This window comes from Actinoallomurus acanthiterrae, assembly GCF_054775715.1.
In genome coordinates this window covers 5980284-6003679 of sequence record NZ_BAAHCO010000001.1, presented here as the reverse complement: position 1 = coordinate 6003679, position 23396 = coordinate 5980284, and the positions used below count along the sequence as shown (strand labels likewise).

Annotated in this window: 22 protein-coding genes; 7 read left to right on the top strand and 15 right to left on the bottom strand. The window is 71.3% G+C overall.

The genetic code is table 11. The features are described 5' to 3' along the window. Nucleotides 1-27: 27 nt before the first annotated feature. The 5 genes from ACYVF7_RS28450 to ACYVF7_RS28430 all read right to left on the bottom strand — a co-directional run bounded on the left by ACYVF7_RS28450 (nucleotide 28) and on the right by ACYVF7_RS28430 (nucleotide 5932). Nucleotides 28-1089 (bottom strand): acetate/propionate family kinase, encoded by a 1062-nt coding sequence (locus ACYVF7_RS28450; RefSeq protein WP_460346785.1) that lies wholly within the window; start codon nucleotides 1087-1089, stop codon nucleotides 28-30. After that, nucleotides 1086-3443, bottom strand: coding sequence for a phosphoketolase family protein (locus ACYVF7_RS28445; RefSeq protein WP_460346783.1), 2358 nt, complete (start codon nucleotides 3441-3443; stop codon nucleotides 1086-1088). Before ACYVF7_RS28445 ends, ACYVF7_RS28450 begins: the two co-directional genes overlap by 4 nt. A gap of 266 nt (nucleotides 3444-3709) precedes the next feature. After that, on the bottom strand, nucleotides 3710-4951 hold the full coding sequence (locus ACYVF7_RS28440) for a glycosyltransferase (protein ID WP_460346781.1): 1242 nt from the start codon (nucleotides 4949-4951) through the stop codon (nucleotides 3710-3712). Nucleotides 4952-5186: 235 nt separating this feature from the next. Continuing rightward, nucleotides 5187-5393, bottom strand: coding sequence for a DUF1918 domain-containing protein (locus ACYVF7_RS28435; RefSeq protein WP_460346779.1), 207 nt, complete (start codon nucleotides 5391-5393; stop codon nucleotides 5187-5189). A 164-nt stretch (nucleotides 5394-5557) separates the two neighbouring features. Continuing rightward, nucleotides 5558-5932, bottom strand: a complete 375-nt coding sequence (locus tag ACYVF7_RS28430) for a nuclear transport factor 2 family protein (protein ID WP_460346777.1) — start codon at nucleotides 5930-5932, stop codon at nucleotides 5558-5560. 136 nt (nucleotides 5933-6068) lie between these two features. Between ACYVF7_RS28430 and ACYVF7_RS28425 the strand changes: the two genes are divergently transcribed. Further along, nucleotides 6069-7076 carry a helix-turn-helix transcriptional regulator gene (locus ACYVF7_RS28425; protein WP_460346775.1) on the top strand — a complete coding sequence of 336 codons (1008 nt, stop codon included), beginning with the start codon at nucleotides 6069-6071 and terminating at the stop codon, nucleotides 7074-7076. Nucleotides 7077-7122: 46 nt separating this feature from the next. Here ACYVF7_RS28425 and ACYVF7_RS28420 read toward each other — a convergent pair whose 3' ends face one another. From ACYVF7_RS28420 to ACYVF7_RS28385, 8 genes are all read right to left on the bottom strand, one after another. Next, nucleotides 7123-8046, bottom strand: coding sequence for an RNA polymerase sigma-70 factor (locus tag ACYVF7_RS28420; RefSeq protein WP_460346773.1), 924 nt, complete (start codon nucleotides 8044-8046; stop codon nucleotides 7123-7125). A gap of 91 nt (nucleotides 8047-8137) precedes the next feature. After that, nucleotides 8138-8524, bottom strand: a complete 387-nt coding sequence (locus ACYVF7_RS28415) for a DoxX family protein (RefSeq protein ID WP_460346771.1) — start codon at nucleotides 8522-8524, stop codon at nucleotides 8138-8140. A gap of 120 nt (nucleotides 8525-8644) precedes the next feature. Further along, entirely contained in the window at nucleotides 8645-8791 is a 147-nt protein-coding gene (locus tag ACYVF7_RS28410) for a zinc-binding dehydrogenase (RefSeq protein ID WP_460346769.1), read from the bottom strand. Between the two features lie 25 nt (nucleotides 8792-8816). After that, complete coding sequence (locus ACYVF7_RS28405; protein WP_460346767.1) at nucleotides 8817-10013, bottom strand: IS110 family RNA-guided transposase; 1197 nt, start codon at nucleotides 10011-10013, stop codon at nucleotides 8817-8819. An 84-nt stretch (nucleotides 10014-10097) separates the two neighbouring features. Then, nucleotides 10098-11081: an NADPH:quinone reductase gene (locus ACYVF7_RS28400; protein ID WP_460346765.1), complete on the bottom strand. Its 984-nt coding sequence runs from the start codon at nucleotides 11079-11081 to the stop codon at nucleotides 10098-10100. Continuing rightward, nucleotides 11078-12259, bottom strand: a complete 1182-nt coding sequence (locus tag ACYVF7_RS28395) for an alpha/beta hydrolase (protein ID WP_460346762.1) — start codon at nucleotides 12257-12259, stop codon at nucleotides 11078-11080. The genes ACYVF7_RS28400 and ACYVF7_RS28395 overlap by 4 nt, the downstream gene beginning before the upstream one ends. Before the next feature lie 50 nt (nucleotides 12260-12309). After that, nucleotides 12310-13248 carry a LysR family transcriptional regulator gene (locus ACYVF7_RS28390; RefSeq protein ID WP_460346760.1) on the bottom strand — a complete coding sequence of 313 codons (939 nt, stop codon included), beginning with the start codon at nucleotides 13246-13248 and terminating at the stop codon, nucleotides 12310-12312. 51 nt (nucleotides 13249-13299) lie between these two features. Continuing rightward, nucleotides 13300-14205 (bottom strand): MFS transporter, encoded by a 906-nt coding sequence (locus ACYVF7_RS28385; protein ID WP_460346759.1) that lies wholly within the window; start codon nucleotides 14203-14205, stop codon nucleotides 13300-13302. A 30-nt stretch (nucleotides 14206-14235) separates the two neighbouring features. On the opposite strand from ACYVF7_RS28385, the gene ACYVF7_RS28380 reads away from it, so the two are divergent. Continuing rightward, on the top strand, nucleotides 14236-14406 hold the full coding sequence (locus ACYVF7_RS28380; RefSeq protein WP_460346757.1) for a hypothetical protein: 171 nt from the start codon (nucleotides 14236-14238) through the stop codon (nucleotides 14404-14406). A 246-nt stretch (nucleotides 14407-14652) separates the two neighbouring features. Here ACYVF7_RS28380 and ACYVF7_RS28375 read toward each other — a convergent pair whose 3' ends face one another. Continuing rightward, the gene (locus tag ACYVF7_RS28375) at nucleotides 14653-15108 is read right to left on the bottom strand and encodes a carboxymuconolactone decarboxylase family protein (protein ID WP_460358155.1); all 456 of its coding nucleotides are present in this window, start codon (nucleotides 15106-15108) and stop codon (nucleotides 14653-14655) included. A 182-nt stretch (nucleotides 15109-15290) separates the two neighbouring features. Here ACYVF7_RS28375 and ACYVF7_RS28370 point away from each other — a divergent pair, with 182 nt between their 5' ends. Next, nucleotides 15291-17774, top strand: coding sequence for a tetratricopeptide repeat protein (locus tag ACYVF7_RS28370; protein WP_460346755.1), 2484 nt, complete (start codon nucleotides 15291-15293; stop codon nucleotides 17772-17774). A 36-nt stretch (nucleotides 17775-17810) separates the two neighbouring features. Here ACYVF7_RS28370 and ACYVF7_RS28365 read toward each other — a convergent pair whose 3' ends face one another. Further along, nucleotides 17811-18569, bottom strand: a complete 759-nt coding sequence (locus tag ACYVF7_RS28365) for an IclR family transcriptional regulator (protein ID WP_460346753.1) — start codon at nucleotides 18567-18569, stop codon at nucleotides 17811-17813. A 247-nt stretch (nucleotides 18570-18816) separates the two neighbouring features. Between ACYVF7_RS28365 and solA the strand changes: the two genes are divergently transcribed. From solA to ACYVF7_RS28345, 4 genes are all read left to right on the top strand, one after another. Next, nucleotides 18817-19950: an N-methyl-L-tryptophan oxidase gene (gene solA / locus ACYVF7_RS28360; protein WP_460346751.1), complete on the top strand. Its 1134-nt coding sequence runs from the start codon at nucleotides 18817-18819 to the stop codon at nucleotides 19948-19950. Nucleotides 19951-20012: 62 nt separating this feature from the next. Next, the gene (locus ACYVF7_RS28355) at nucleotides 20013-21017 is read left to right on the top strand and encodes a succinylglutamate desuccinylase/aspartoacylase family protein (RefSeq protein WP_460346749.1); all 1005 of its coding nucleotides are present in this window, start codon (nucleotides 20013-20015) and stop codon (nucleotides 21015-21017) included. 138 nt (nucleotides 21018-21155) lie between these two features. Next, complete coding sequence (locus tag ACYVF7_RS28350; RefSeq protein ID WP_460346747.1) at nucleotides 21156-22268, top strand: ABC transporter substrate-binding protein; 1113 nt, start codon at nucleotides 21156-21158, stop codon at nucleotides 22266-22268. Next, nucleotides 22261-23394, top strand: coding sequence for an ABC transporter ATP-binding protein (locus ACYVF7_RS28345; protein WP_460346745.1), 1134 nt, complete (start codon nucleotides 22261-22263; stop codon nucleotides 23392-23394). The genes ACYVF7_RS28350 and ACYVF7_RS28345 overlap by 8 nt, the downstream gene beginning before the upstream one ends. The last annotated feature ends 2 nt before the right edge of the window (nucleotides 23395-23396 follow it).

Here is a 23396-nt window from a genome sequence, read left to right as displayed (position 1 = left end):
GCCGTAAATGGTCGGTGGCGTCGGCGTTCACCGGGCCGATGCCCGCAGCACCCGGCGGGTGGCGGCCGCTATCTCCAGGTCCTCCCGCGCGGTGACGACCAGTGCGCGGACGGGCGCGTCGGCCGCGCCGATGTCCGCGTCGGACCGGGCGGTCTCGTTGCGGGCCTCGTCGAGCGCGACGCCGAGGAAGCCGAGCCCGTCGGCGCAGCCTTGCCTGATCTGCGGCGCGTGCTCGCCGACGCCCCCGGTGAAGATCAGGACGTCCAGGCCGCCCAGGGCGGCGGCCATCGCGGCGATCTGGGCGCGCAGCCGGTGCAGGTAGACCTCCACGGCGAGAACGGCATCGGCGTCCCTGCGGGCGAGGATCCGTCGCATGTCGGCCGTGTCCGCGAGGGCCAGCAGCCCGGACTCGTGCTCGAGCGCCTGGGCGAGGTCGCCGGCGGGCAGGCTGGCCTGCTGCTGCAGCCACAGCAGCAGGCCCGGGTCGACGCTGCCGGAGCGGGTGGCCATGACCAGTCCCTCCAGCGGTGTGAACCCCATGGTCGTGTCCACCGAACGGCCGTGGGCCACCGCGCACAGCGAGGCGCCGGCCCCCAGGTGACAGACGACGATGCGCAGCGCGGCCGGATCGGCGCCGAGAAGCTCACCCGCCCTCCGGGTCGCGTACGCGTGGGACAGCCCGTGGAACCCGTACCGGCGAAGGCCGTACTTCTCCCGCCATTCCGCCGGCAGAGCGTATGTCGCGGCGGCGGGCGGGAGACCGGCGTGGAAGGCGGTGTCGAAGCAGGCCACCTCCGGAACTCCGGGCAGCACCGACCGTACGGCGTCGATGCCGTCGATCGACTTCGGCTGGTGCAGCGGTGCCAGGTCGACGAGGTCCCGCAGCCGGCGCTCGACATCCTTGTCGATCAGCACCGGGCCGGTGAAGTCCCGGCCGCCGTGGACGATGCGGTGCCCGATCGCGTCCGGGGCGGGCAGCCCCCGTACGTCCTCGAGACTGTCGGGCGTGGCCAGCACGGTGTCGTCCGCGCCGAGGAGCGTCAGCTTCAGGCTGCTGGAGCCGGCGTTGACCACGAGCACCTTTGTCATGACAGCCTGCCGTGCGGCCATACCCAGTCCGCCACGTCCGGCGTGTCCTCGCCGTGCTCGCGGGTGTAGGCGCGGGCGCGAATGCGGCGGTCGGTCATCTGCTGGCGTACGTGCGCGGCCCGGCCGCCCAGCTGCGGCAGCCGGTCGATGACGTCCATGACGAGGTGGAACCGGTCGAGGTCGTTCATCATCACCATGTCGAACGGCGTGGTGGTGGTGCCTTCCTCTTTGTAGCCGCGGACGTGCAGGTGATCGTGGCCGTGCCGCCGGTAGGTGAGGCGGTGGATGAGGTACGGGTAGCCGTGGAAGGCGAAGATCACGGGCTTGTCTGTGGTGAACAGCGCGTCGTATTCGGCGTCGGACAGCCCGTGCGGATGCTCGGTGTCGGGCTCCAGCCGCATCAGGTCGACGACGTTGACGACACGGACCCGCAGGTCGGGGAAGTACTGGCGGAGCAGATCGGCGGCCGCGAGGGTCTCCAGGGTCGGGATGTCGCCGGCGCAGGCCAAAACGACGTCGGGGTCGGCGCCCGCATCCGTGCTCGCCCATTCCCAGATCCCGATGCCGCGCGTGCAGTGCAGGACCGCCTCCTCCATCGACAGCCAGGTGAGCGCGGGCTGCTTACCGGCCACGATCACGTTGACGTAGTCCCGGGAACGCAGGCAGTGGTCGGCCACGGACAGCAGCGTGTTGGCGTCCGGCGGCAGGTAGACCCGGACGATCTGCGATTTCTTGTTCACCACGACGTCGAGGAAGCCCGGGTCCTGGTGGGTGAAGCCGTTGTGGTCCTGCCGCCACACGTGGGAGCTGAGCAGGTAGTTCAGCGACGCGATCGGCCGCCGCCACGGCAGGCGGCGGGTGACGTACAGCCACTTGGCGTGCTGGTTGAACATCGAGTCGACGATGTGCACGAACGCCTCATAACTGTTGAACAGCCCGTGCCGTCCGGTGAGCAGGTACCCCTCGAGCCAGCCCTGGCACAGGTGCTCGCTCAGCACCTCCATGACCCGGCCACGGGTGGCCAGGTGCTCGTCGGTCGCCAACCGCTGAGCCTCCCAGACCCGATCGGTGACCTCGAAGACGGCCGACAACCGGTTCGAGGCGGTCTCATCAGGCCCCATGATCCGGAAGCTGTCGGCGTTGTCGGCGACGACGTCCCGCAAGAAGCCGCCCAGCACACGGGTCGCCTCGCTGAACGTCGTTCCCGGCTTGTCGACCGGCACGGCGTACGCGCGGAAGTCGCGCAGCGCCAGGTCGCGCAGCAGCAGACCGCCGTTGGCGTGCGGGGTGGCGCTCATCCGCCGCTCGCCCTCGGGCGGCAGCGCCAGCAACTCCGGAACCGGCCTGCCGTCCTCGTCGAACAGCTCCTCCGGACGGTACGAACGCAGCCACGCCTCCAGCGCGGCCAGATGCTCCGGGTCCTCCCGTACCCGGGCGAGCGGAACCTGGTGGGCGCGCCAGGTGCCCTCGACGGGCACCCCGTCGACCTCGCGCGGGCCGGTCCACCCCTTCGGCGTCCGCAGCACGACCATCGGCCATCGGGGCCGTTCGGTCGAGCCGCCGCGGGCCGACGCCTGAATGCGGGCGATGTCGTCCACGGCGTCGTCCAGGGCATCGGCCAGTTTCCGGTGCACGTCCGCCGGCTCGTCCCCGCTCACGATGATCGGCCGATGGCCGTACCCCTCCAGCAGCGCCACCAGCTCATGCTCCGGGATACGAGCCAGCACGGTCGGGTTGGCGATCTTGTACCCGTTCAGGTGCAGGATCGGCAGGACCGCGCCGTCGGCCGCCGGGTCCAGGAACTTGTTGGAATGCCAGCCGGCCGCCAGCGGCCCGGTCTCCGCCTCACCGTCGCCGACGATGCAGGCGACGACCAGGTCCGGGTTGTCGAACGCCGCACCGTAGGCGTGGGCGAGGGAGTAGCCCAGCTCGCCTCCCTCATGGATCGAGCCGGGGGTCTCGGGCGCGACGTGGCTGGGCACGCCGCCGGGGAAGGAGAACTGACCGAACAACCGGGCCATGCCCGCCGCGTCGCGCGACACCGGCGGGTAGACCTCGCTGTAGGTGCCTTCGAGCCAGGCGTTCGCGACCGCCGCCGGACCGCCGTGGCCCGGCCCGATCACGTACATCATGTCCAGATCGCGTTCCTTGATCACCCGATTCAGGTGGACATAGCAGAGGTTCAGCCCCGGCGACGTCCCCCAGTGACCCAGCAGCCGGGGCTTGATGTGATCACGGGTCAGCGGTTCCCGGAGCAGGGGATTGCCCCGGAGATAGATCTGCCCAACCGACAGGTAGTTCGCGGCCCGCCAGTACGCGTCGATCCGGCACAGCTCCTCATCCGTCAACGGCATGGCGTGATCTCCTCGGTCGAACCTGCACGCGGCCAGGCCGACGGCATATCCCGCGCCCCCTTCCGGCTCAGAGACGTACCCCTTCGGCCGGTTCGCTGCGACATCCGGTGTCCATTGGACCACGGGCGCTCAGATCTCTGGCAGAGACGAAGGTCCTCGAGGTCCAGCCGCATGCCGGCGGGCTCCGCGAGGAGCCGCAGCCGAGGCAGGTCGTTGGGCGGTCCGCGCGGACAGGTGGCATGCCTGCCCGCGCGGCCTCCGGGGGATCAGCCCGCGAACACCGCGGACCCGTTCGAGCCGATCCTGTCGAGCAGGAGCTTCGCGGCCAGCTCCGCCCCGTCGGTGCGGACCGTCTCGGCCACGACGGCCGCGCGGGCACCGGTCTCGGGGGCCAGTGCGATCGTGAGCGCGGCCGACAGGGACTCGGCGGTCGGCGTCGGACCGTCGTGTTCGGTGCCGATGCCCAGCTCGGTCACCCGGCCCGCCCAGTACGGCTGGTCCGCGACCTGGGGCACCAGCACCTGCGGCGTCCCGGCACGGGCCGCCGTCACGGTGGTGCCCGCGCCGCCGTGGTGCACGACCGCGGCCACCCGGCGGAACAGCGCCTGCTGGTTGACCTCGCCGACGACGAAGCAGTCGCCCCGGTCATCGATCAAGGCCAGGTCGGCCCAGCCGCTCCCGAGCAGGACGCGGCGACCCTGCGCCCGGACCGCTTCGATGACGGCCCGGGAGACGTCCTGCGCGTCCGCGCCCCGCATCAGCATGCTGCCGAAGCCCACGTACACGGGCTCCGCACCGGCGGCCAGGAACGCCTCCAGGTCGGCCGGGAGCGGGCGCTCGTCCGGCCGGATCCATGCGCCGGTCTGTGCCACGTCGAGGTCCGGAGTCTCCTGCCACGGGCCCAGGACCGGGTCGGCCGCCAGGAACGGGTGGTCGGTGAAGACATGATCGCGGATGCCGTCCACCGGCGGCAGACCGACCGAGGTCCGGTGGGCGTTGATCGTCTCGCCGAACAGCGTGTTCATGTGCTCGGCGTTGAGGTCCCACAGCACCCGGTTGTCGGTCACCTCCACGGGGAACACCTGGCCCGGCCAGGGACGAGGCGGGCGGTGCGGCGACGGCAGAGCGGACGGGGAGAAGCACGTGAACGCAAAGGGCACGCCCAGCTTCTCGGTCGCCGCCCGCGCGCCGGCCACGGCCGGGAACGAGCCGGTGGCCACCACCGCGGCGCAGCCCTCGGCCACGCCGGCGACCGACTCGTACGCCATGGCGGTCAGCCCGGCGGCGATATCGGACAGGCACGTCTTGCCGGGGATCGCCCCCGTCGCCAGCGCGTGGATCGGCCAGCCGAGGGGAGTCAGCGGCACGTCGACACGGTCCATCAACTCCGCGAAGTCCGGCGGCGCGCACACCCGCACCTCCGCGCCGAGAGCCTTAAGCCGCAGCGCCAGCCCCGTCATCGGCTCGACGTCCCCGCGCGACCCGTAGGTCATCAACACAACGCGCATTCCGCGCCCCCCGCTTTCCGTGCTTTCCGGTGTCGAGGGGTGATTGTGCGGTATGACCGGGGCCTTGCGGCAAGGCCCCCCACGCGCTATATGTTGGAAGTGGAGAGGAGTGGTCATCCCTCCTTCTTCTCACGAGATCCAGCCTCTGGGCCGGGCCGAAGCGCGGCCCAGGACGCGGCGGGCAGTGGCGCGTCCGGCCCGGAAGACCTCCATCAGGTCGGCGGCGGTGCGTCGACTATTGCGCTCCCTGCTTGGCGGGACGGTGCTCGATCAGCGTATCGCCGGAGGGAAAGAAAACACTCTCATGGCCGTCGCTCCAGCACACGAGGTAAGGCGGCGCACCGTTCTTTCCGTGCACTTCGATGATGACACCCTCGCGGACCTCATCTCCGACGTGACGGCCTTTCACCACCAGCGAATCGCCGACAACGGCATGCATCATTCCTCCCAATTCGTTGTCATTTGATCAACCGGAGCCACCGGCCGGATCGCCGTAATCGAAATGCGTGCACCTTCATTCCAGGCACGCCGCCTCGCCGGTCCGTAGAGGCGGACTTCCCTCGTGTTCCAGGACTTCAGTCCTTACCGGCCCCGCATCGAGCCGGGTCAGTGCTGGATGTCGCCTCTGGCCCGATGCACCGGGAGCAGGTCGAAGACACTGGTCACGTGCGTGATCTTGCCGTTCTCGACGGTGATGTGGTCGATGCCGCGGAAGTCCTTCAGGAAGGGGGTGTCGGTGGTGTACACGGTCGCCGCGTGGGTGTCGTTCGCCAGGACGTCGATGACGGTGGCACCGGTGAGCGAGGACGCGAACGGCTCGAGGAACCTGCGGTAGCCCTCCACCCCCTCGAACCTGCCGGTCGGCGCCTCGCACACGACGTCGTCCGCGAGGAGGCTCAGGGCCTTGTCGACGTCCTTGCTGGTCCATGCGCGGACGAAGTCCTCGGCGACCTTCTGGGCGAGCCCATTCGTTCCGGTCACAGCACAGTTCCTTTCGTGCATGTCGTCCCCTGTACGGCCGGGGATCTGCGGAGCGCCCCCGTGGGCGGCCCGTCTACCTGCAGCGTCGCCGAGGTATATGTCAGGGAACGTCATATACCTGGGTAATTTTGGAGGTATGAGAGCCGAGCGTCTGTTGTCGATCATGCTGCTGCTGCAGACCCATGGGCAGCTGCCGGCGGGCGAGTTGGCCGACCGCCTGGAGGTGTCGGTCCGTACGGTGATGCGTGATGTGGAGGCGCTGTCGGCGGCCGGGGTGCCGGTCTACACCGTGCGCGGCCCGCACGGCGGCATCGCCCTGCTGCCCGGCTACCGCACCAACGTCACCGGGCTGACCACGGATGAGTCCCGTGCGCTGTTCGTGCTGCTGTCCGACCGCGCCCACACCGAACTGGGTCTGGGCCAAGCCCTCGGCTCCGCGCTGCGCAAGCTGATGGCCGCGCTGCCCGCCCCGCACCGGCCCGACGCCGACCTGGCCAGCCGCCGGATCCTCATCGACCCGGTGCGCTGGCGCGGCGGCCCCGCACGCCCGGCCCCTGTCGATCTCGCCGTGCTCCAGCAGGCGGTCTTCAACGACCGGCGGCTGCGGCTGCGCTACCGGCACGGCCGCGACAACCGCGTCCGCTCCTACACCGTCGACCCGTACGGGCTGGTCAACAAGGCCGGCACCTGGTATCTGGTCGCCGACCACCGCGGCGAACCCCGGCTCTTCCGGGCCGACCGCGCCCAATCCGCCGCCGTCCTGGACGAGCCCGTCCGCCGCCACGACGGCCTGGAACTGGCCGACGTCTGGGACCGCCTGCGTCGCCACATCGACGACATTCCCGCACCGGTGCTCGTCACGGTCAGCGTCCGGCGCGAGGTCCTCGGCAAATTCCTGCGCCTCCACCAAGCCGACCTGGCCGGGCCCGCTCCCGTCGACCTCCTGCCCGACACCGAACCCCAACCCGAACGCGTGCCCGTCGACCTGCGCTTCCCCTCCCTGCGCGCAGCGGAGATGCTCCTGGGGTTCGGCACCGACGCCGAAGTCCTCGCGCCGCTCGACCTCCGCAAGGCGCTGGCCCGCAGGGCAGCCGAGGCCGCCGCTTGCTACGCCGCCGACCCCGACCCCTCCGGTCTGGCCTGACGCGAAGGCCGCACGGCCGTCGCCACTGCTCGTAGACGGCAGCCGGTCATTCCGCAGGCCGGCGTGCCCGTCTTACTTCGCGGTCGATCGCCCAGGCGTCCGCCACCGGGCCCACGTGCCCGAGCTTGTCGGGGTTGACCACCAAGCGGATCGCCTGGATCTGCCCGTCGAGTACATCGAGCGCCAGGGTGTGGAGCACCTTGCCGTCCCGGTCGCGGAAGATCGCGCCCGGCTGGCCGTTGATCTCGTGCGGCTCGTACGTCACGTCGACCCGGGCCAGCCGGGGGAAGACGGAGGCGAGCAGCCGGGCCACGTTCTCGGCGCCGACGATGACCCTGGCCAGCTGCGGAGCCTTGCCGCCGCCGTCGCCGACCATCGACACGTCGGCGGCGAGCAGGTCCCGCAGACCGGCGACGTCGCCCTCGCGGAGCGCGTCGAAGAACCGCGACGCCAGGTGCTCCCGCTCCTTGCGGTCCGCTTCGAAGCGGGGCCGGCCTTCGGCCATGTGGCGCCGCGCCCGCACCGCCAGCTGGCGGCACGCCGCCTCCGAGCGCCCCACCGCCGACGCGACCTCGGGAAAGCCGAAGTCGAACACCTCCCGCAGCACGAAGACCGCCCGCTCGAGCGGGCTGAGCCGCTCGAGGAGCAGCAGGGCCGCCATCGACACCGAGTCGGCCAGCTCCGCCGACCGCGTCGGATCCTCATACGGGTCGGCGAGCAGCGGCTCGGGGAACCACGGCCCGACGTACTCCTCCCGCCGGACGCGGGCCGAGCGCAGCACGTCGATCGAGATCCGGGTCACCGTGGCCGACAGGTAGGCCTTGGGTGACCGGGGCTGGGTCGCGGATGCCTCGTAGCGCAGCCAGGCCTCCTGGACCGCGTCCTCGGCCTCGCTCACGCTACCCAGGATCCGGTAGGCGATCGAGAACAGCAGCGGCCGCAGCTCCTCGAACTCCTCGGTCCTGCTCATACCAGCTCCTCCTTGCAACCCTGCCGCCATGAGGGACGGCGCAGCCGCCGGCCGAGTTCCCGCTGGGCCCTGGGGGTCATCATGCCGCCGGTCAGCCGGTGAAGGACCCGGTGCCGAAGCAGCCCCACGCGATGAACGTGGCGAGCACGAGATAGATCACGTTCAGCACCACGAGCGTGGACTCGCCGCGACGGCCGTGGGTGATCATCGCGCCGACCATCAGCAAGATCCAGCAGACGGCGGTCACCGGCATCAGAACCGGTGCGATGTCGAGCGCGGCGGGCAGGATCAGGCCCACCGCCGCCAGGAGCTCGAGGACGCCGAGGCTCTTGACGAAAGCGGCGCCGACGTCTCCGGTCCAGCCCCCGCCATGGACCGCGGCCAGTTTCTCCCTGGGCACGAATGTCTTGGTGATGCCGCCGGTCAGAGCGACTGCGGCCAGCAGCCCGGCTGCGATCCACAGCGCGAGGTTCATCATCTGCTCCTTGATCGAGGATTGCCTGCACCCCATACGACGAGACGGCAACCCCCGCCTGTGACATCTCCCAGCATCCGGGCATGGGCACGGGGCCGGGCCTGGTAGGCCCGGCAGAGGAGGTCACGGTCTGATGATGATCTTGCCGATCCCGCTTCCGGTCTCGACCGCCTCATGGGCGGCGGCGATCTCGTCGAGTGAGTGGCGTGCGGCGACGGGGTGGTCGAGGGCGTCCTTGGCCAGCAGTTCGGTGATGTCCTCGATTCTCAATGAGGTTTGTCAAGTGATGATCGAGCTATGCGGCCTGGGCGGCCGGAGGACTCTGCTCGTAGCAGCGGCGATCTCGGATGAGTGCCCACAGGACGTTGACGCGCCGTCTGGCGAGGGCCAGGACGGCTTGGGTGTGGAGCTTGCCTTCGGTGCGCTTGCGGTCGTAGAAGGTCCGGGATTCGGCGTTGAAGCGGATGCTCACCAGCGCGGATGTGTAGAACACCCGATTGAGGGCGCGGTTGTAGCGGCGGGGTCGGTGAAGGTTGCCGTGGATAGGGCCCGAATCGCGGGGCACCGGGGCCAGGCCGGCGTAGGCGGCCAGGTGGTCGGCGGAGGCGTAGGCGGTCAGGTCGCCTCCGGTGGCGGCGAGGAACTCGGCGCCGAGCAACACGCCGATGCCAGGCATGCTGATGATCACCTCGGCCAGTTCGTGGCGGCGAAACCGGTCCTCGATCAGCAGGTCGATGTGCTTGATCTGCTCATTGAGGGCCATCACCCCCTTCGCCAGGTCGGCCACCAGCATGGCGGCCAACTGCTCGCCCGGCAGGGTGGTGGTCTGGGATCTGGCGGCCTGCACCGCACGGGCGGCCAGGTCGGCGGTACCCCGCCGGGCGCCATGGTCGCTCAGCCAGCGCTCCAGCTCCGCGGCACCAGCCGCGCGGATCGCCGCAGGGGTCTGGAAGCCGGTGAGCAGGACCAGCGGGCCCTTGTTCGTCACGTCCAGGGCGCGCTCCAGCGCCGGGCAGAGGGCCAACAGCTGCTCGCGCAGCCGGTTGACCATCCGGGTGCGGTCGGCGACCAGGTCGGCGCGGCGGGCGGTCAGCATCCGCATCTCGACGATGAGTTCGTCATCGACCCGCAGCGGGGCCAGGCCGCGGCGCATGCGGGCCTGGTCGGCGATGATCGCAGCGTCGCGGGCATCGGTCTTGCCTGCCCCGCGGTAGCCGCCGGCGGCAGCGTTGACCATGGTGGAAGAGATGTAGAGGACCTGCTGCCCGTGAACGATCAGCAGCGCCAGGACCAGGGCCGCGCCGCCGGTGGTCATATCCACGGCCCAAGTCACCTCATCGGCCAGGCCGAGCACTTGCGTGATCAGCTCGCCCAGCGTGGTCTCGTCGTTGGCCACGCGCCGCGACAGCAGCCGCTGCCCGTCTGCGTCGATGACCACCACGTGGTGGTGTCCCTTGCCGATATCGATCCCGGCCCATGCCCGCCTCAACATCGCCTCCCAGCGCGTTTGTCCTGGTCTTCCCGCAGACGACCTCGCCGGCTCATCCCTACACAGCGACGTGTTCGCAGTTCTCAATCAGCGGCCGAGTCGTCGCGGGGTGCCGCGCGGCCAATCGAGGGAAGCCACAGACGGCAGATGCCTGACAGCCACACCCGGCACCCCTGGGTGCTCGAACCCTACGACTGGCCCGAGCGGCCCGAGAAAGAAGGTAGGGATGCCTGACCGCAGCGCGTCCTCGGGCATCACGTACACCAGCACCATGCGGACGACGATGCCGCGCCGCATCAGCGGATAGAACGGCAGCGTCGGCTCTGGTACGGCGTCGGAGGCGTAACCGGCGATGGTGCCGTTGGTGGCGACGGTCGCGGAGGTGAGGGGAAGGTTGGCGCCGAACGCCACGTCCACGACGCGGTCGACGCCGCGGCCGCCGGTCAGCTCGAGGATGGCCTCGGCCGCGTCCGTACGGCGGTAGTCGACGACGTGGTCGGCGCCGGCAGCCATTGCGGCGCGCTGTTTTTCGCCGGTACTGGCGGTTGCGAGGACGGTCGCGCCGTGGTTCTTGGCGAGCTGGATCGCGTAGTGGCCGACGCTTCCCGCACCGCCCGTGACCAGGACCGTCGCCCCGTCGACCGGGCCGTCGGCGAGCAGGCAGCGGTGCGCGGTCAGCGCCGGGACGCCGAGGCAGGCCCCGGCCTCGAAGGGGACGGCGTCGGGCAGCTCGACGGCCTGCGCGTCCGGGACCACGACGTATTCGGCCGAGGTGCCGAAAGGCGAGTGCTGCCCCGCGGCGTACACCCACACCCGGCGTCCGACGCGGTCGGCGGGCACGCCGGGACCGGCCTTGTCGATGGTCCCGGCGCCGTCGTCGCCGGGGATGACGCGCGGTGCGGTCATCGTCCGCCCGCCGACGCCCGAGCGGCGCTTGACGTCGGCGGGATTCACCCCGGCCGCCGCCACCCGCACGCGGACCTCGCCGGGTCCGGGCTCGGGGTCGGGCAGTTCCGCGACGGTGAGGACGTCGCGAGCGGCGCCGTTGCGGTCGTACCAGGCGGCCCTCATCGCGGATCGCCGTCCGCGGCGGTGGGCAGGAAGTCGTCGAGGGCGTCGGCGACCAGTTCGGGCCGCTCCAGGGTCTGCTGGTGCGGCGTGCCGGGCAGTTCCACATAGGTCGAGCCGGGGATGCGCTCGGCGATCGCGGACATGATCTCGGGGGTCGTCGAGGCGTCGGCGGCGCCGGCCAGCACCAGCGTGGGCGCGGAGAGGTCGGCCAGGCGGCCCTGCACGTCGAGGCTCTTGTACGCGCGCCAGGCCGCCGTCCAGTCCTCGGGCAGCATGCGGCGGATCCGCTCGCGCGCGTACCGGACGCCCCAGGCGTCGACCGCCAGCGCGCCCGGCGTGAACCACCGGGTCAGCGTCGGCGCCACCTGGGCCTCCATCCCGTCGATCTCCCCGGACCGGGCCCGGTTCTCGAACGCGTCGGTGAACGGGTGGTCGCTGGTGGCCAGCAGCGCCAGCGACGCGATCCGCTCCCGGTGCCGTACGGCGGCGGTCTGCGCGATCGAACCGCCCATCGACAGGCCCACCACATGGGCCCGGTCGAGCCCGAGTGCGTCCATGACGCCGAGCAGGTCGTCGCCGGTCTGGTGCATCGTGAACGGCGCGGGGGAGCCGGCGGCCGAGCCGTGCCCGCGGATGTCGTAGGCGAAGACCCTGCGGCCCACGGCGAGGCGGTGCATGACCGGCTCCCACATCCGCCAGTCCAACCCCAGTGAGTGGGACAGCAGCACGGCCGGTCCGCTCTCGCCCACCTGCGCCACCACGGTCTCGTGGTCCTCGAGCCGTACCTTCCGGAGCCGTGCGGGAGCGGGGACGCCCGCCTCGGCCAGCACCCCGTCGATCACGCTCAGCGCCGTCAGGCCACGCGGGAAACCGGCGTACAGCGCCACATGCTCGGCCAGCGCCCGCAGCTCGTCCGCTCCGATGCCCTGGCGCAGGGCGGCGCGTACGTGCACGGCGAGCTTGTCGTCCGCACCGCCGAGCGCCGCGATGACCGCCACCGTCGCCAGCTCCCGGGCGGCCCGGCCGAGCTCCGGCCGGGCCATCGGCCCGGCGAAGCCGGTCTCGATCATCGTTTCGTACATGTGCGGTGAGGCCGCCCTGATCCCGGCGAGCTGCTCCTCGGCGGAGCCGCCGATGAGCGCCGCGTATTCCCTCAGGCCACGTTCGTTCCTGTCCATGACTCGATCATTTCCCCGGACCGGATCATGCGTCCAATATCTGATCGGCCTCACGGTGATAGGCCGAGGATCTCACCGTGTTCGGCCACGAACTCGACGAAGACCTTCAGCGCGGGAGCCGGCACCCGCACCGCCGACCAGGCCAGCGACGGCCGCCACGTCAGCACCGGTTCCAGGTCGATCACCCGTACGGGCGGGCCGGGCTCGGCGGCGACCGAGCGTGGCAGCACGGCCGCGGCGAGTCCGACGCTCACCAGCGACCGCGCCGTCCCGTAGTCGCGCGTCTCGAACCGGAACCGCCCGGAGATCCCGGCGTCGGCCATTGCCCCCGCGACCACCTCCCGCACGACCGAGCCGGGTGCATAGGTGACGAGGTCGAGGTCGCCCAGGTCGGCCACCTTCGCCCGCCCGCCCGGCGCGAAGGCCACTCCCGGCGATGCCGCTCCCGGGGAGGCGGCGTCCGGCGAGGCGTCGGGTGCCACGATCAGCACCAGCGGTTCCTCTCCGAGCGGGTGGGTGGCCAGCCGTGGTTCGTTCCGCGGCACCTCGGCCACGGTGGCCACGTCCAGCCGCCCGGCCAGCAGGCCCTCCAGCATCTCCCCGGTGGTCATCTCGCGGAACCGCATCTCGACCCCGGGATAGGCGGCGCAGAACTCGGCCAGCAGCCTGGACATCCCCGCGATGAGCCCGCGCGCCACGCCGAGCCGGATCCGGCCGCGTGTACCGCCGCCCCACCCGCGCATCTCGTCCTCGACCGCGCCGAGGTCCGCGAGGATCCGGTCGGCTCGCTCCAGCAGCGCCGAACCGGCCTCGGTCAGCGCCACCCGATGGTTGTCCCGCTCGAACAGCACCACGCCGAGCTGGCGTTCGAGCTTTCGGATCTGCTGGGACAGTGCGGGCTGGGCGATCCGCAGCTCCCGCGCGGCCCGGGTGAAGTGCAGCTCCCTCGCCACGGCCTGGAAGTACTCGAGCTGACGCGAACTGATCACCGCCCGACTATCCCACCCGTACAGCACCGACCTGGGTCGAGTCACCGTAGGTCACGAGCTCGGGCCGCCCCGGACCTCCGACCGCGTCAGCACGCTCCAAGCGGCCAGCGGGGCCAGCAGCAGGGTCAGGAGGCCGGAGAGGAACAGGCTGGTGCCGGTGCCCGTCAGGGCGATCAGCGGGCCGCCGGCGAGCAGGCCGAGCGGGGCGGCGACCGTCGAGCCCGTCGTCCAGAGCGTGACCACCGGCTGCTGCTCGGCGGGCCGGAGGCCCGACTGCAGGAAGCTGTACGCGACGGGGGTGAACGGGGCCCAGATCAGCCCGCCGAGGCCGAAGACGACCATGGCCGCGGTCTGACTCGCGACGCCGGCCAGTGCGATCGGGCACAGCGCCCACAGCGCGATGATCGTGATGAGCAGCGGGCGCTGAGGGAGGTTGCGGAGCCGGTCGACCAGGCCGGCGCCCGCGAGCGCCCCGACGCCCAGTGCGGTCCACAGCATGCCCAGGCCGGACGCGCCGGTGTGCAGCGTCCCCCGCACGTACAGCGGCAGGGCCACCTCGATCGGCATGTAGAGGAAGTTGAAGAAGAAGACGACCACGAGCAGGCGCCCGGCCACCGGCCGCCGCCGCAGGATCCGCCACCCCGACTCGCGCTCCGGCCCAGGCCCGTCCTCCGCGCGGGCGGCCGGCGCTCGCGGCACGCACCACAGCAGCGACGCCAGCAGAACCAGCGCCCCGCACGCGTCGGCGAACAGCGCCCAGCCGGCGCCCGTCCACGCCACCAGGAGCCCGCCGGCCACCGGGCCGAAGACGAGGAGCGCGAAGTTGCCGCCCAGTCCCAGCAGTCCGTTGACGGCGAACCGGTCCGCGTCGCCCACCATCGAGGTGGCCAGGAGCCGGCGGCTGCTGGAGCCCGCCATCCGGCAGGTGCTGCCCAGCAGCAGCCCGCCGACCAGCACGGGCAGCGTGACCGGCCCGCCACCGCCAGCATGCCCAGGCCGGTGGACGTGCCGGCGCGCAGCACACAGTCCGCGAGCAGCAGCCGTCGCGGCGGCGCGGCGAACCTCCCCAGGCTGATGGCGAGCGCGAGCACCGTGGAGAGCAGGAACGGCGCGGCCTCCACCATCCCGATCGCGAGCGCCGCGTCCACGGTCCCGTGAACGGCCAGCGTCTGCACGGGCATCGCGACGACCAGCATCCCCGTGCCGACGTTCGCCAGCAGATCGCCCAGCAGCAGGCCGGCCATCTTCCGGTTGCGCAGCAGGACGTCGCGGTACGAGCGGTTCACCGCGGCGGGCTCGGTGTCGGCTGCGGTGGTCACGGGTCTCCTTCGACGAGCGGCGATGGGGGCGATGGGGGCGGTCCCGGGCGGCGGGTTCACGCGCGCCGCCCGGGACCGGCGTGTCTTATCCCCATGCGCCGGCGATCTGGCGGGTGGTGGCGTTGAGCCGGTTGAACAGGTTGGTCACACCGATCATCAAGACGATCGCGGCCAGCTGCTTCTCATCGAAGTAGGTCGCCGCGGCGTCCCAGACCTCATCACTCACCGCGTCAGGGCGGTCGGCCAGCCGGGTCGCGGCCTCGGCCAGCTCCAGCGCCGCCCGCTCCTCATCACTGAAGTACGGCGCCTCCCTCCAAGCCGCGACCGTGGCCAGCCGCTCATCACTCAACCCGGCCTTACGACCCGTCTTGGCACCGGCATCGACACACGCGCTGCAGCCGTTGATCTGGCTCACCCGCAGATGCACCAGCTCCAGCGTCTGCTCCTCCACCCCACCAGAATGCACGGCCTTGAAGATCTCCTGAATGGGCTGCATCGCGCCGGACAGCACGAAAGCGGGGTTCTTCATCCGGGACTGCATCATGGTTCTCTCCCTCTTCGGTGTGGGTGCCCCGTTCCCTCCGGGGCGTGACACCATCACAGCCCAGCGGGCTTGCCACGACCACGCCGATGGGACACCGTGGGACAGCCGAAACGGCCTTGAACAGTGACGACTCGGCACGGGAAGGTTCCGCCAAGGCGGGACAGGAAAGCGGGGGAACGGTGGTTGTGCAACAGCGGACGGCGAAGGCGGCCCCGCAGGACGAGCTGGCCGCCCGGCTGCGCCTGCTCCAGGAGCTGTCGGGACGTGGCGTACGGGCCCTGGCGCGCGACGCGGGCCTCAGCTCGTCGTCGCTGTCGCGGTACCTCAGCGGTCAGACGGTGCCGCCCTGGCCCGCGGTGATCGCGCTGTGCCGCCTCGTCAAACGCGACCCGCGCCCGCTGCGCGCCCTGTGGGAGCGGGCGTCCAACCCCCTGCCGGCGCCCCCGAAGACCAGCCGCCAGGTGCAGCCCCCGTCGCCGCCCGCCGGGGTTCCGCGCCCGCCCCGCAACGATCTGCCGCGCGACGTGCCCGACTTCACCGGACGCGAGGCACAGCTCGCCGCCGTGCTCGCCGCGGTGGAGGACAGCCGGGTGGTCGCCGTCGACGGCATGGCGGGCGTCGGAAAGACGTGCCTGGCGGTGCACGCCGCGCATCGGCTCGCCGCCGACTACCCCGACGCCCAGTTGTATGTGGACCTGCACGGGTTCACCGCCGGACGGGAGCCGCTCGATCCCGATCCCGCGCTGCGGACCTTGCTCGCCGCCCTCGACGTGCCATCGGAGAAGATCCCGCAGGAGGGCGGCATCGAGCCGCTGGCGGCCTGCTGGCGGTCGGAGCTGGCCCACCGGCGGGCCGTCGTGGTCCTCGACAACGCCGCCGACGCCGACCAGGTCCGCCCGCTCCTGCCCGGCGCCGGGCCGTCGGTCACCCTGATCACCAGCCGCAGCCGGCTGCTGGGCCTGGAGGAGGTGCCGCCGGTCTCGCTGGACGTACTGACCCCGGAGGAGAGCGCCGCGCTGCTGGCCCGCGCCAGCGGCGACCCGGGCGGATCCGACGGCCGGCTGGGCCGCGAACCGGAGTCCGCCGCCGAGGTGCTGCGGCTGTGCGGCCATCTGCCGCTGGCCCTGCGGCTGGCCGCGGCGCGGCTGCGGCACCGGCCGGGCTGGACCGTGGGCATCCTCGTCGAGCGGATGGCGGAGGGCGCCACCGAGTTCGACACGGCGTTCGCCATGTCCGTACGGCAGCTGGACCGGGCGCAGCGGCGCTTCTTCCGGTTCCTGGGCCTGCTGCCCGGCTCGACCTTCGACGAGTACGTGGCGGCGGCACTGGCGGACCTACCGCTGCGCAGCGCCCGGGCGATGCTGGAGGACCTGCTCGACGCGCACCTCGTTCAGCAGCCGGCGGCAGGCCGCTATCGGCTGCACGACCTGGTGCACCAGCACGCGCGCCGGGCCGCCACCGAGCAGGACTCCCCCGCGGAGTTGGAGCGGGCGCTGGGCCGGGTGCTCGACTACTACGTACACGCGGCGGCCGCGGCCGACGCCGCGATGTCGTACCTGTCTCCCATCCGGGAGGTCTCCGCGGGCCGGCCCCCGGCCGAGCTGCCGACGTTCACCGACAAGCACGCGGCACTGTTCTGGTTCGCCACGGAGTACACCAACCTGATGGCCGTCTTCGACGCGGCGGTCGCAGCCGGAGCCGACACCCACGTGTGCGAGCTGCCGCGTTTCATGCGAGCCTTCTTCGCGCGGCGCTGCGGCACGACGCACCTCAACGTCCTCTTCGAGCGATCGCTGGTCGCCGCGCAGCGCCTGGGCGATCCGCTGCAGCTGGCCGAGGCGCACAGCGACCTGGGCTTCGCCCGTTACAACGCGGGCCGGATGGCGGAGGCGGACGCCGCGTACGAGGCGGCGGCGCCGCTGGTGTCCCAGGCGGGGGACACCCGGTCCGAGGCCGAACTGACCATGCGCCGTGGCTACCTCAGGTGGGACGAAGGGCATGCCGAGGAGCCGCTCGAGCTCTTCCGGATGGCGCGGAGGCTGTACGCGAACGCCGGCTGCCCGACGGGCACGGCCCACGCGACCGCGTACGAGGCCTGGGCGATGCTGCAACTGGGACACCGCGAGGAGGCGGCGCGGCTGGCCCGGGAGACCCTCGACATCCCGCACGCCGACCCGGCATGGCCACCGACGCTGACGGCCCGGATCACCCTCGGCGTGGCCATCGCCCACGACGAACCCGACGAGGCCGTGGAGCACCTGCGGCGGGCGCTGGAGCTGGCCCGCGAGGACGGGCACAAGCACAACGAGGCGTGGTGTCTCAACTGCCTGGGAGTCGCACTGCGGCAGATGGGCCGGTATGAGGAGGCGCTGGCGAGCCACCGGCAGGCGTTCGCGCTGCTGGAGGAGCTGTTCGAGGAACACTGGAAGATCCATTTCCTCGACGGCTACGCCGAGACCTGTCGGCTGGCGGGCCTGCCCGAGGACGCTCTGCGGCTGCACCGGCAGGCGCTGGAGCTGGCTCCGAAACTGGGGTATCGGTACGCGGAGGCGCTGGCCCACGAGGGGATCGCGGCCGTGCTCGACGAGACGGATCCGCCTGCGGCCGCCGAGCATCGCAAGGCGGGGCAGGCCATCCTTCAGGAGCTCAAACCGGAAGCCTGACCGGGTGCTCGCTCCCGCCGGACGGTGCGCGGCCGGTCACATCCCGGTCATTCCGCCGAGGCGGCGGGTGCTGATCTCCGTGGCCGTGTCGGCGATCAGCCGGCCCAGCTCTGGAAGCCGGTCCGGTTCGTATCGGGAGTCGGGCATCGAGATGGCGAGGGTGGCCAGGGGAGTGTCGTCGGCGTCGAAGATGGGCGCCGCGATCGCGGCGACGTCGGGCCGGTACTGGTTGCGGTTGAGCGCGTATCCGTCCCGTCGTACGCGCTCGAGCTCGGCACGCAGCTCCGCCGGGTCGGTGATGGTCGCCTCGCCGTAGCTTTCCAGCCCCTGGGCGATGAACTCCTCCACCTCCGCGGCGGGGAGGTGGGCGAGGATGGCGCGTCCGGTCGCGGTGGCGTGGAGCGGTGAGGTGTCGCCGATCTCGTGGAAGGTGCGCACCGTCCGGTCGCAGTCGACCCGGTCGACCACGACCATGCAGTCCAGTCCGTCCGGGACGGACAGGTGGATGGTCTCGTTGAGCGCCTGCCTGAGCCGGACCATGGGCTCGCGGGCGGCGGCGAACAGGCTCGCTCCCTGCAGGGCGGCCGGCCGGACGGCGAGCACGCGCGCGCCGATCTCCCAGCGGGTCGTGTCGCCCCGGCTCGCCCGCAGCCACCCCGCCTCGTGCAGTGTCACGAGGGTGCGCTGGACCGTCGACTTGGGGATCCCATAGAGCTTCGCGAGCTCTCCCACGGTCACCGGCTGATGCTGCGCCACCGCTTCCAGGAGCCGCAGACTGCGCATCACGCTCTTCATTTCCACGAGGTTTCCCCAGTTAAATCCCGGTCTCCGGTGAAGAGACCCCTTGACTTGATCTCTGGCAACCCTCAAGCTTGTGCCAAATAATAGCACAGCATGCCACATAGTGGCACGGGCCTTCGGTGACACACCTTCGTCTCCCGGCTCCCCGCGCGGCGAACCCGCGCGTTCCCCTTCGAATACGCCTCTCACCGCGATCCGAGCAAGGCTCGGTCCACCCCTCGAGACGATGAGGAGTCCCTCCGTGGTACCCAGGAAGCGCGTCGCCGTGGTCGGCGTCGGGACGATGGGCAGCCAGGCCGCCTGGCGGCTGGCGGCCCGCGGGGCCGAGGTCGTCGGCTTCGACCGCTTCGCTCCAGGCCACGACCGCAGCGCGGCCGGCGGCGAGACGAGGATCTTCCGCAGCGCCCATTTCGAGGACTCGCGGTACGTGCCGCTGCTGCGGCACGCCGACACGATGTGGCGCCGCCTGCAGGACGAGAGCGGCCGGGAGCTGCGCCGCCTGACCGGCTGCCTGCTGATGGGGCCGGCCGAGCACCAGCAGATGCGCACCGTGCTCGAGTCGATCGCCGAGCACGGGCTCGAGCACGAGGTCCTGGACGCCGACGCGCTCGCCAAGCGGTTCCCGCAGTTCCGGCTCGAGGACGGCGACGCCGCGGTCCTCGACCGCAACGCCGGGTACGTCCGTCCCGAGCTCACCGTCGTCACCGCCGCCCGCGAGGCGGAGCGGCTCGGCGCGCGCATCCACCGCTACACCCCGGTCCGCGAGATCGTGCCCGCGGACGGCGGCGTCGACGTCCGTACGGACGACCGCACCGAGCACTTCGACGCCGTGGTCGTGACCGTCGGCCCGTGGGTCAGCGAACTGCTCCCCGGCCTGCCGTGGGAGGTGGACATCCGCCGGCTGATCAACGCCTGGTACGTACCCGCCTCCGACACCTGGTCCGGCGCCGAACGGCCCGCGTTCATCCGGACCGCGCCGACCCACTGCTACGGCCTGCCCTCGCCCGACGGGATCTCGGTGAAGATCGGCCTGTCCCGCGCGCTGCACCGGCCGGTCGACGATCCGAACCAGGTGGACCGGACGGTAGGCCCGGAGGAGCTGGAGGTGTTCACCGGCCTGCTCCGGCGCTACCTGCCCGACCTGCACCCCGACCCGATCCGGCTGTCGGTCTTCATGGAGGGCTACACCGACAGCAGCCGGCCCCTGGTCGGCCCGCTGCCCGGCGCGGAGAACGTCGTGCTGCTGGCCGGGTTCTCCGGCCACGGTTTCAAGCTGTCACCCGCGATGGGCGACATCGCGGCGGACCTCGCGCTGACCGGGGCCACCGACCAGCCGATCGACTTCCTGTCCACCGTCGACCGCGTGGCCGCCTGACCTCGCCGGCCGACCGTACGACCACGCCATTCCCGTCCGACTACAGAGCAATGAGGAGCGAGATGACGGCATCAGCGCAGGCGACGCCCGATGCGGCCATGACCATCGGCACACTGCGCGCCGAGCCGGGGACGATGGCACGCGGCAGTGTCCCGGCCGACCTCGGGACGACGATCGTCGAAATCCCGGTCACCCTTGTCAACGGCGCACGCCCCGGCCCCACCGTGGCGATCACAGCAGGTGTGCACGGCGGAGAGTTCATCGGCGTGGATGCCGCGACCCGACTCTGCTCGCTGCTGGAGCCGGCGGAGGTACGCGGCCGGCTGGCCATCTGCCCGGTGGCCAACCCGCCGACGGTGTACCAGGGACGCATTGACGCGTCGCCTCTCGACGGTGTCAACCTCAACCGCGTGTTCCCGGGCGACGCGGACGGGGGACCGACGGAACGGCTCGCCGCCTGGATTTTCGCCACCTTGATCGATGGGGCCGACGCGTACGTCGATCTGCACAGCGGCGGCATCGATGAGACGCTGCGCGACTTCGTCGGCTACCGGATCGCTGGCGACGCGGAGGTCGATGCCAAAGCTCGGGGGATGGCGCATGCGCTCGGGTACGAGGACGTCATCCTCGGCCTGAACGCCGAAGGCGGCAACAGCCATGCGGCTGCGGCCCGGCAGGGTGTCCCAGCGATCCTGGTCGAGACCGGGCAGCTCGGCGAGCGGGACCTGGCTCACGCCCGCGTCCTGGTCGAAGGCCTCTTCCGGTTGTTGCACCACCTCGGGGTGCTCGACCGGCCGCCGTCCGAATCCCAGGCCATACCCGTCCGCGAGTGGGTCTGGGTCGGGGCGGTCGCGGCCGAGGTCGGCGGACTGTGGTACCCGGAGGTCGGGACAGGGGACGACGTGACGGCCGGTCAGGTCATCGGACGCATCATCGACCCGGCCGACGGCCGTGAGCACAAGGTCGGCGCTTCCGCGACGGGTCGGATCTTCTACGGGATGCGCGGGCTGACCGTTGCGCCCGGCGCCGAGCTCGCGGCCATCGCCGCCCCGTACGGAGGCGCGTGACCATGGCCCGTTTCCTCTCGGCAGTCGGCCGGTGCTCACCTCCCGGCTTACCCCGCCCGCACGCGACGGGTGACCACGGCAGGACCACATCGGGGACGGATCGGGACAGACGCTCAGCACGACCAGGAGATATCGGCGATGAAAGAATCACGGATCGACCGCAGGGCATTCCTTCTCGGAGTCGGCGGAGTCGCGGCGGGCATCACCGCGACGTCGCTGACCGGATGCGGGACCGGAACGAGCCGTTCGGCGGGCGCCGCCGCAGGCGGTGGCGGTGGCGGTAAGAAGACCCTCGTCGTCCGCAACAGCGGCGGCACGTACGGGGACGCGAACCAGAAGGCGATCTACGAGCCGTTCACCAAGGAGACGGGCATCGCCGTCCAGGTGGTGAACATCGAGTACGCGCAGATGCTCGCCCAGATCAAGCAGGGCAGGCCGCAGTTCGACGTCATCGACGACTCGATGGCCGACTTCGTGCTGTTCACCAAGGAGAACGCCCTGCAGCAGCTGGACCAGGACCGGCTGAAGAACTTCAAGGGCGCCGGCATCGCGGCCAACCTCGTCACCCCGAACGCCATCGGCAAGAACTACTGGGCCAGCGTGATGGCCTACCGCACCGACGCGTTCGGCGGGAAGAAGCCGCAGTCGTGGGCGGACTTCTGGGACACCAAGGCCTTCCCGGGCAACCGGTCGCTGCAGAATCCGGACGCGGACCTGCCGGAGCTGGAGTTCGCGCTGCTGGCCGACGGCGTGCCGCTCGACAAGCTGTACCCCATTGACGTGGACCGCGCGTTCAAGGCCATGGACCGGATCAAGGGCTCGGTCAAGAAGTACTGGGACACCGGCGCCCTTCCCGGCGTCCTGCTGGGCCGCAAGGAGGTCGTCGCCTCCAGCGTCTGGCACGGCCGGCTCGACGCGCTCATCAAGCAGGGCCAGCCGCTGGCCTACCAGTGGAACGGCGCGCGGCGGCAGAGCAACGGGTGGGGGATCCCGAACGGGGCCGCCAACACCGACGCGGCCTACCAGCTCATCGACTTCTCCCTGCGGCCCGACGTGCAGGCGCACTTCGCCACGCTCTACCCCATGGGGCCGGTCGTCCAGGCGGCGTACAAGCAGCTGCCCGCCTCCGTGAGCTCCAACCTCGCCAGTTCCCCGGAGCACCTGCACACCGGGTTCGACCTCGACGTCGACTGGTGGATCAAGAACCAGGACGCCGTCATCAAGCGCTGGAGGGGATGGGCACGTGGCTGAGGCCGGAGTGATGTCGCAGCGCGAGCCACGCGCCGGCGCCGGGACGCTGGCGGGAAGCGGCAAACCGCTGTCCGCCACCGGGCTGCGCAAGACGTACGCGGGCATCGTCGCGGTCGACGAGGTGTCGATGGAGATCGAGGCGGGGGAGTTCGTCACCTTCCTCGGGTCCTCCGGTTCGGGCAAGACCACGACCCTCATGATGATCGCCGGATTCGTCGAGCCGGACGCCGGCGTGATCAAGGTCGGCGACCGTGACGTCACCCGGCTGGCCCCGCAGAAACGGGGGCTCGGGTTCGTCTTCCAGCAGTACCTGCTGTTCCCGCACATGACCGTCGCGGAGAACATCGCCTTCCCGCTGCAGCTGCGCGGCCTGTCCAAGGCCGAGATCCGCCGTCAGGTCGGGCAGGTCCTGGAGATGGCCGGCCTCACGGGCTACGGCCGCCGGCGCCCGCGCGAACTGTCCGGCGGGCAGCAGCAGCGGGTCGCCCTGTGCCGGGCGCTGGTGTACCGGCCGCCGGTGATCCTCATGGACGAACCGCTCGGCGCCCTGGACAAGAAGCTGCGCGACCAGCTGCAGACCGAGATCAAGAACATCCAGCGCGAACTGGGCCTGACCGTCATCTACGTCACCCACGACCAGGAGGAGGCCCTGGTCCTGTCCGACCGGATCGCGGTGATGCGCGACGGCCGCATCGACCAGTTCGACACTCCCCGGGAGCTGTTCGAGCGGCCGCGGACCGCGTTCGTCGCGGACTTCCTCGGCGCGGCCAACTTCCTGTCCGGCCGCCTGGAGGAGCACACCGCCGAGCACACCCTGGTCCGGCTCGACCACGGCGGGCTCCTGACCGCGCGATCGCATCCGTACGCGCCCGGCCATCGGGTCCAGGCAGCGGTCCAGCCCGGCCGGGTGGCCCTGTGCGCGCCGGCCGACGGCTTCTGTACCGGCACCGTCGAGACGGTCACCTACGTGGGAACGCTGGTCCGCGTCGGCGTCCGGCCGAACGGCGCCGAGAGCCTCGTACGGCTGGAGCTCCCGGCGGGCCGCGCCCCTGTCGCCGGAGAGCAGGTGGGGCTGACCGCCGAGGCCGGCGACGTGAGCCTCTTCGCCCTCGAAGAGAGCGGGTGAGC

Excerpts from the sequence above, each read along its gene's own strand:
- ACYVF7_RS28450 (WP_460346785.1), bottom strand. The coding sequence starts at position 1,089 with ATGACAAAGGTGCTCGTGGTCAACGCCGGCTCCAGCAGCCTGAAGCTG.
- ACYVF7_RS28445 (WP_460346783.1), bottom strand. The coding sequence starts at position 3,443 with ATGCCGTTGACGGATGAGGAGCTGTGCCGGATCGACGCGTACTGGCGG.
- ACYVF7_RS28440 (WP_460346781.1), bottom strand. The coding sequence starts at position 4,951 with ATGCGCGTTGTGTTGATGACCTACGGGTCGCGCGGGGACGTCGAGCCG.
- ACYVF7_RS28435 (WP_460346779.1), bottom strand. The coding sequence starts at position 5,393 with ATGATGCATGCCGTTGTCGGCGATTCGCTGGTGGTGAAAGGCCGTCAC.
- ACYVF7_RS28425 (WP_460346775.1), top strand. The coding sequence starts at position 6,069 with ATGAGAGCCGAGCGTCTGTTGTCGATCATGCTGCTGCTGCAGACCCAT.
- ACYVF7_RS28420 (WP_460346773.1), bottom strand. The coding sequence starts at position 8,046 with ATGAGCAGGACCGAGGAGTTCGAGGAGCTGCGGCCGCTGCTGTTCTCG.
- ACYVF7_RS28415 (WP_460346771.1), bottom strand. The coding sequence starts at position 8,524 with ATGATGAACCTCGCGCTGTGGATCGCAGCCGGGCTGCTGGCCGCAGTC.
- ACYVF7_RS28405 (WP_460346767.1), bottom strand. The coding sequence starts at position 10,013 with ATGTTGAGGCGGGCATGGGCCGGGATCGATATCGGCAAGGGACACCAC.
- ACYVF7_RS28400 (WP_460346765.1), bottom strand. The coding sequence starts at position 11,081 with ATGAGGGCCGCCTGGTACGACCGCAACGGCGCCGCTCGCGACGTCCTC.
- ACYVF7_RS28395 (WP_460346762.1), bottom strand. The coding sequence starts at position 12,259 with ATGGACAGGAACGAACGTGGCCTGAGGGAATACGCGGCGCTCATCGGC.
- ACYVF7_RS28380 (WP_460346757.1), top strand. The coding sequence starts at position 14,236 with ATGCCCAGGCCGGTGGACGTGCCGGCGCGCAGCACACAGTCCGCGAGC.
- ACYVF7_RS28375 (WP_460358155.1), bottom strand. The coding sequence starts at position 15,108 with ATGCAGTCCCGGATGAAGAACCCCGCTTTCGTGCTGTCCGGCGCGATG.
- ACYVF7_RS28365 (WP_460346753.1), bottom strand. The coding sequence starts at position 18,569 with ATGAAGAGCGTGATGCGCAGTCTGCGGCTCCTGGAAGCGGTGGCGCAG.
- ACYVF7_RS28355 (WP_460346749.1), top strand. The coding sequence starts at position 20,013 with ATGACGGCATCAGCGCAGGCGACGCCCGATGCGGCCATGACCATCGGC.
- ACYVF7_RS28350 (WP_460346747.1), top strand. The coding sequence starts at position 21,156 with ATGAAAGAATCACGGATCGACCGCAGGGCATTCCTTCTCGGAGTCGGC.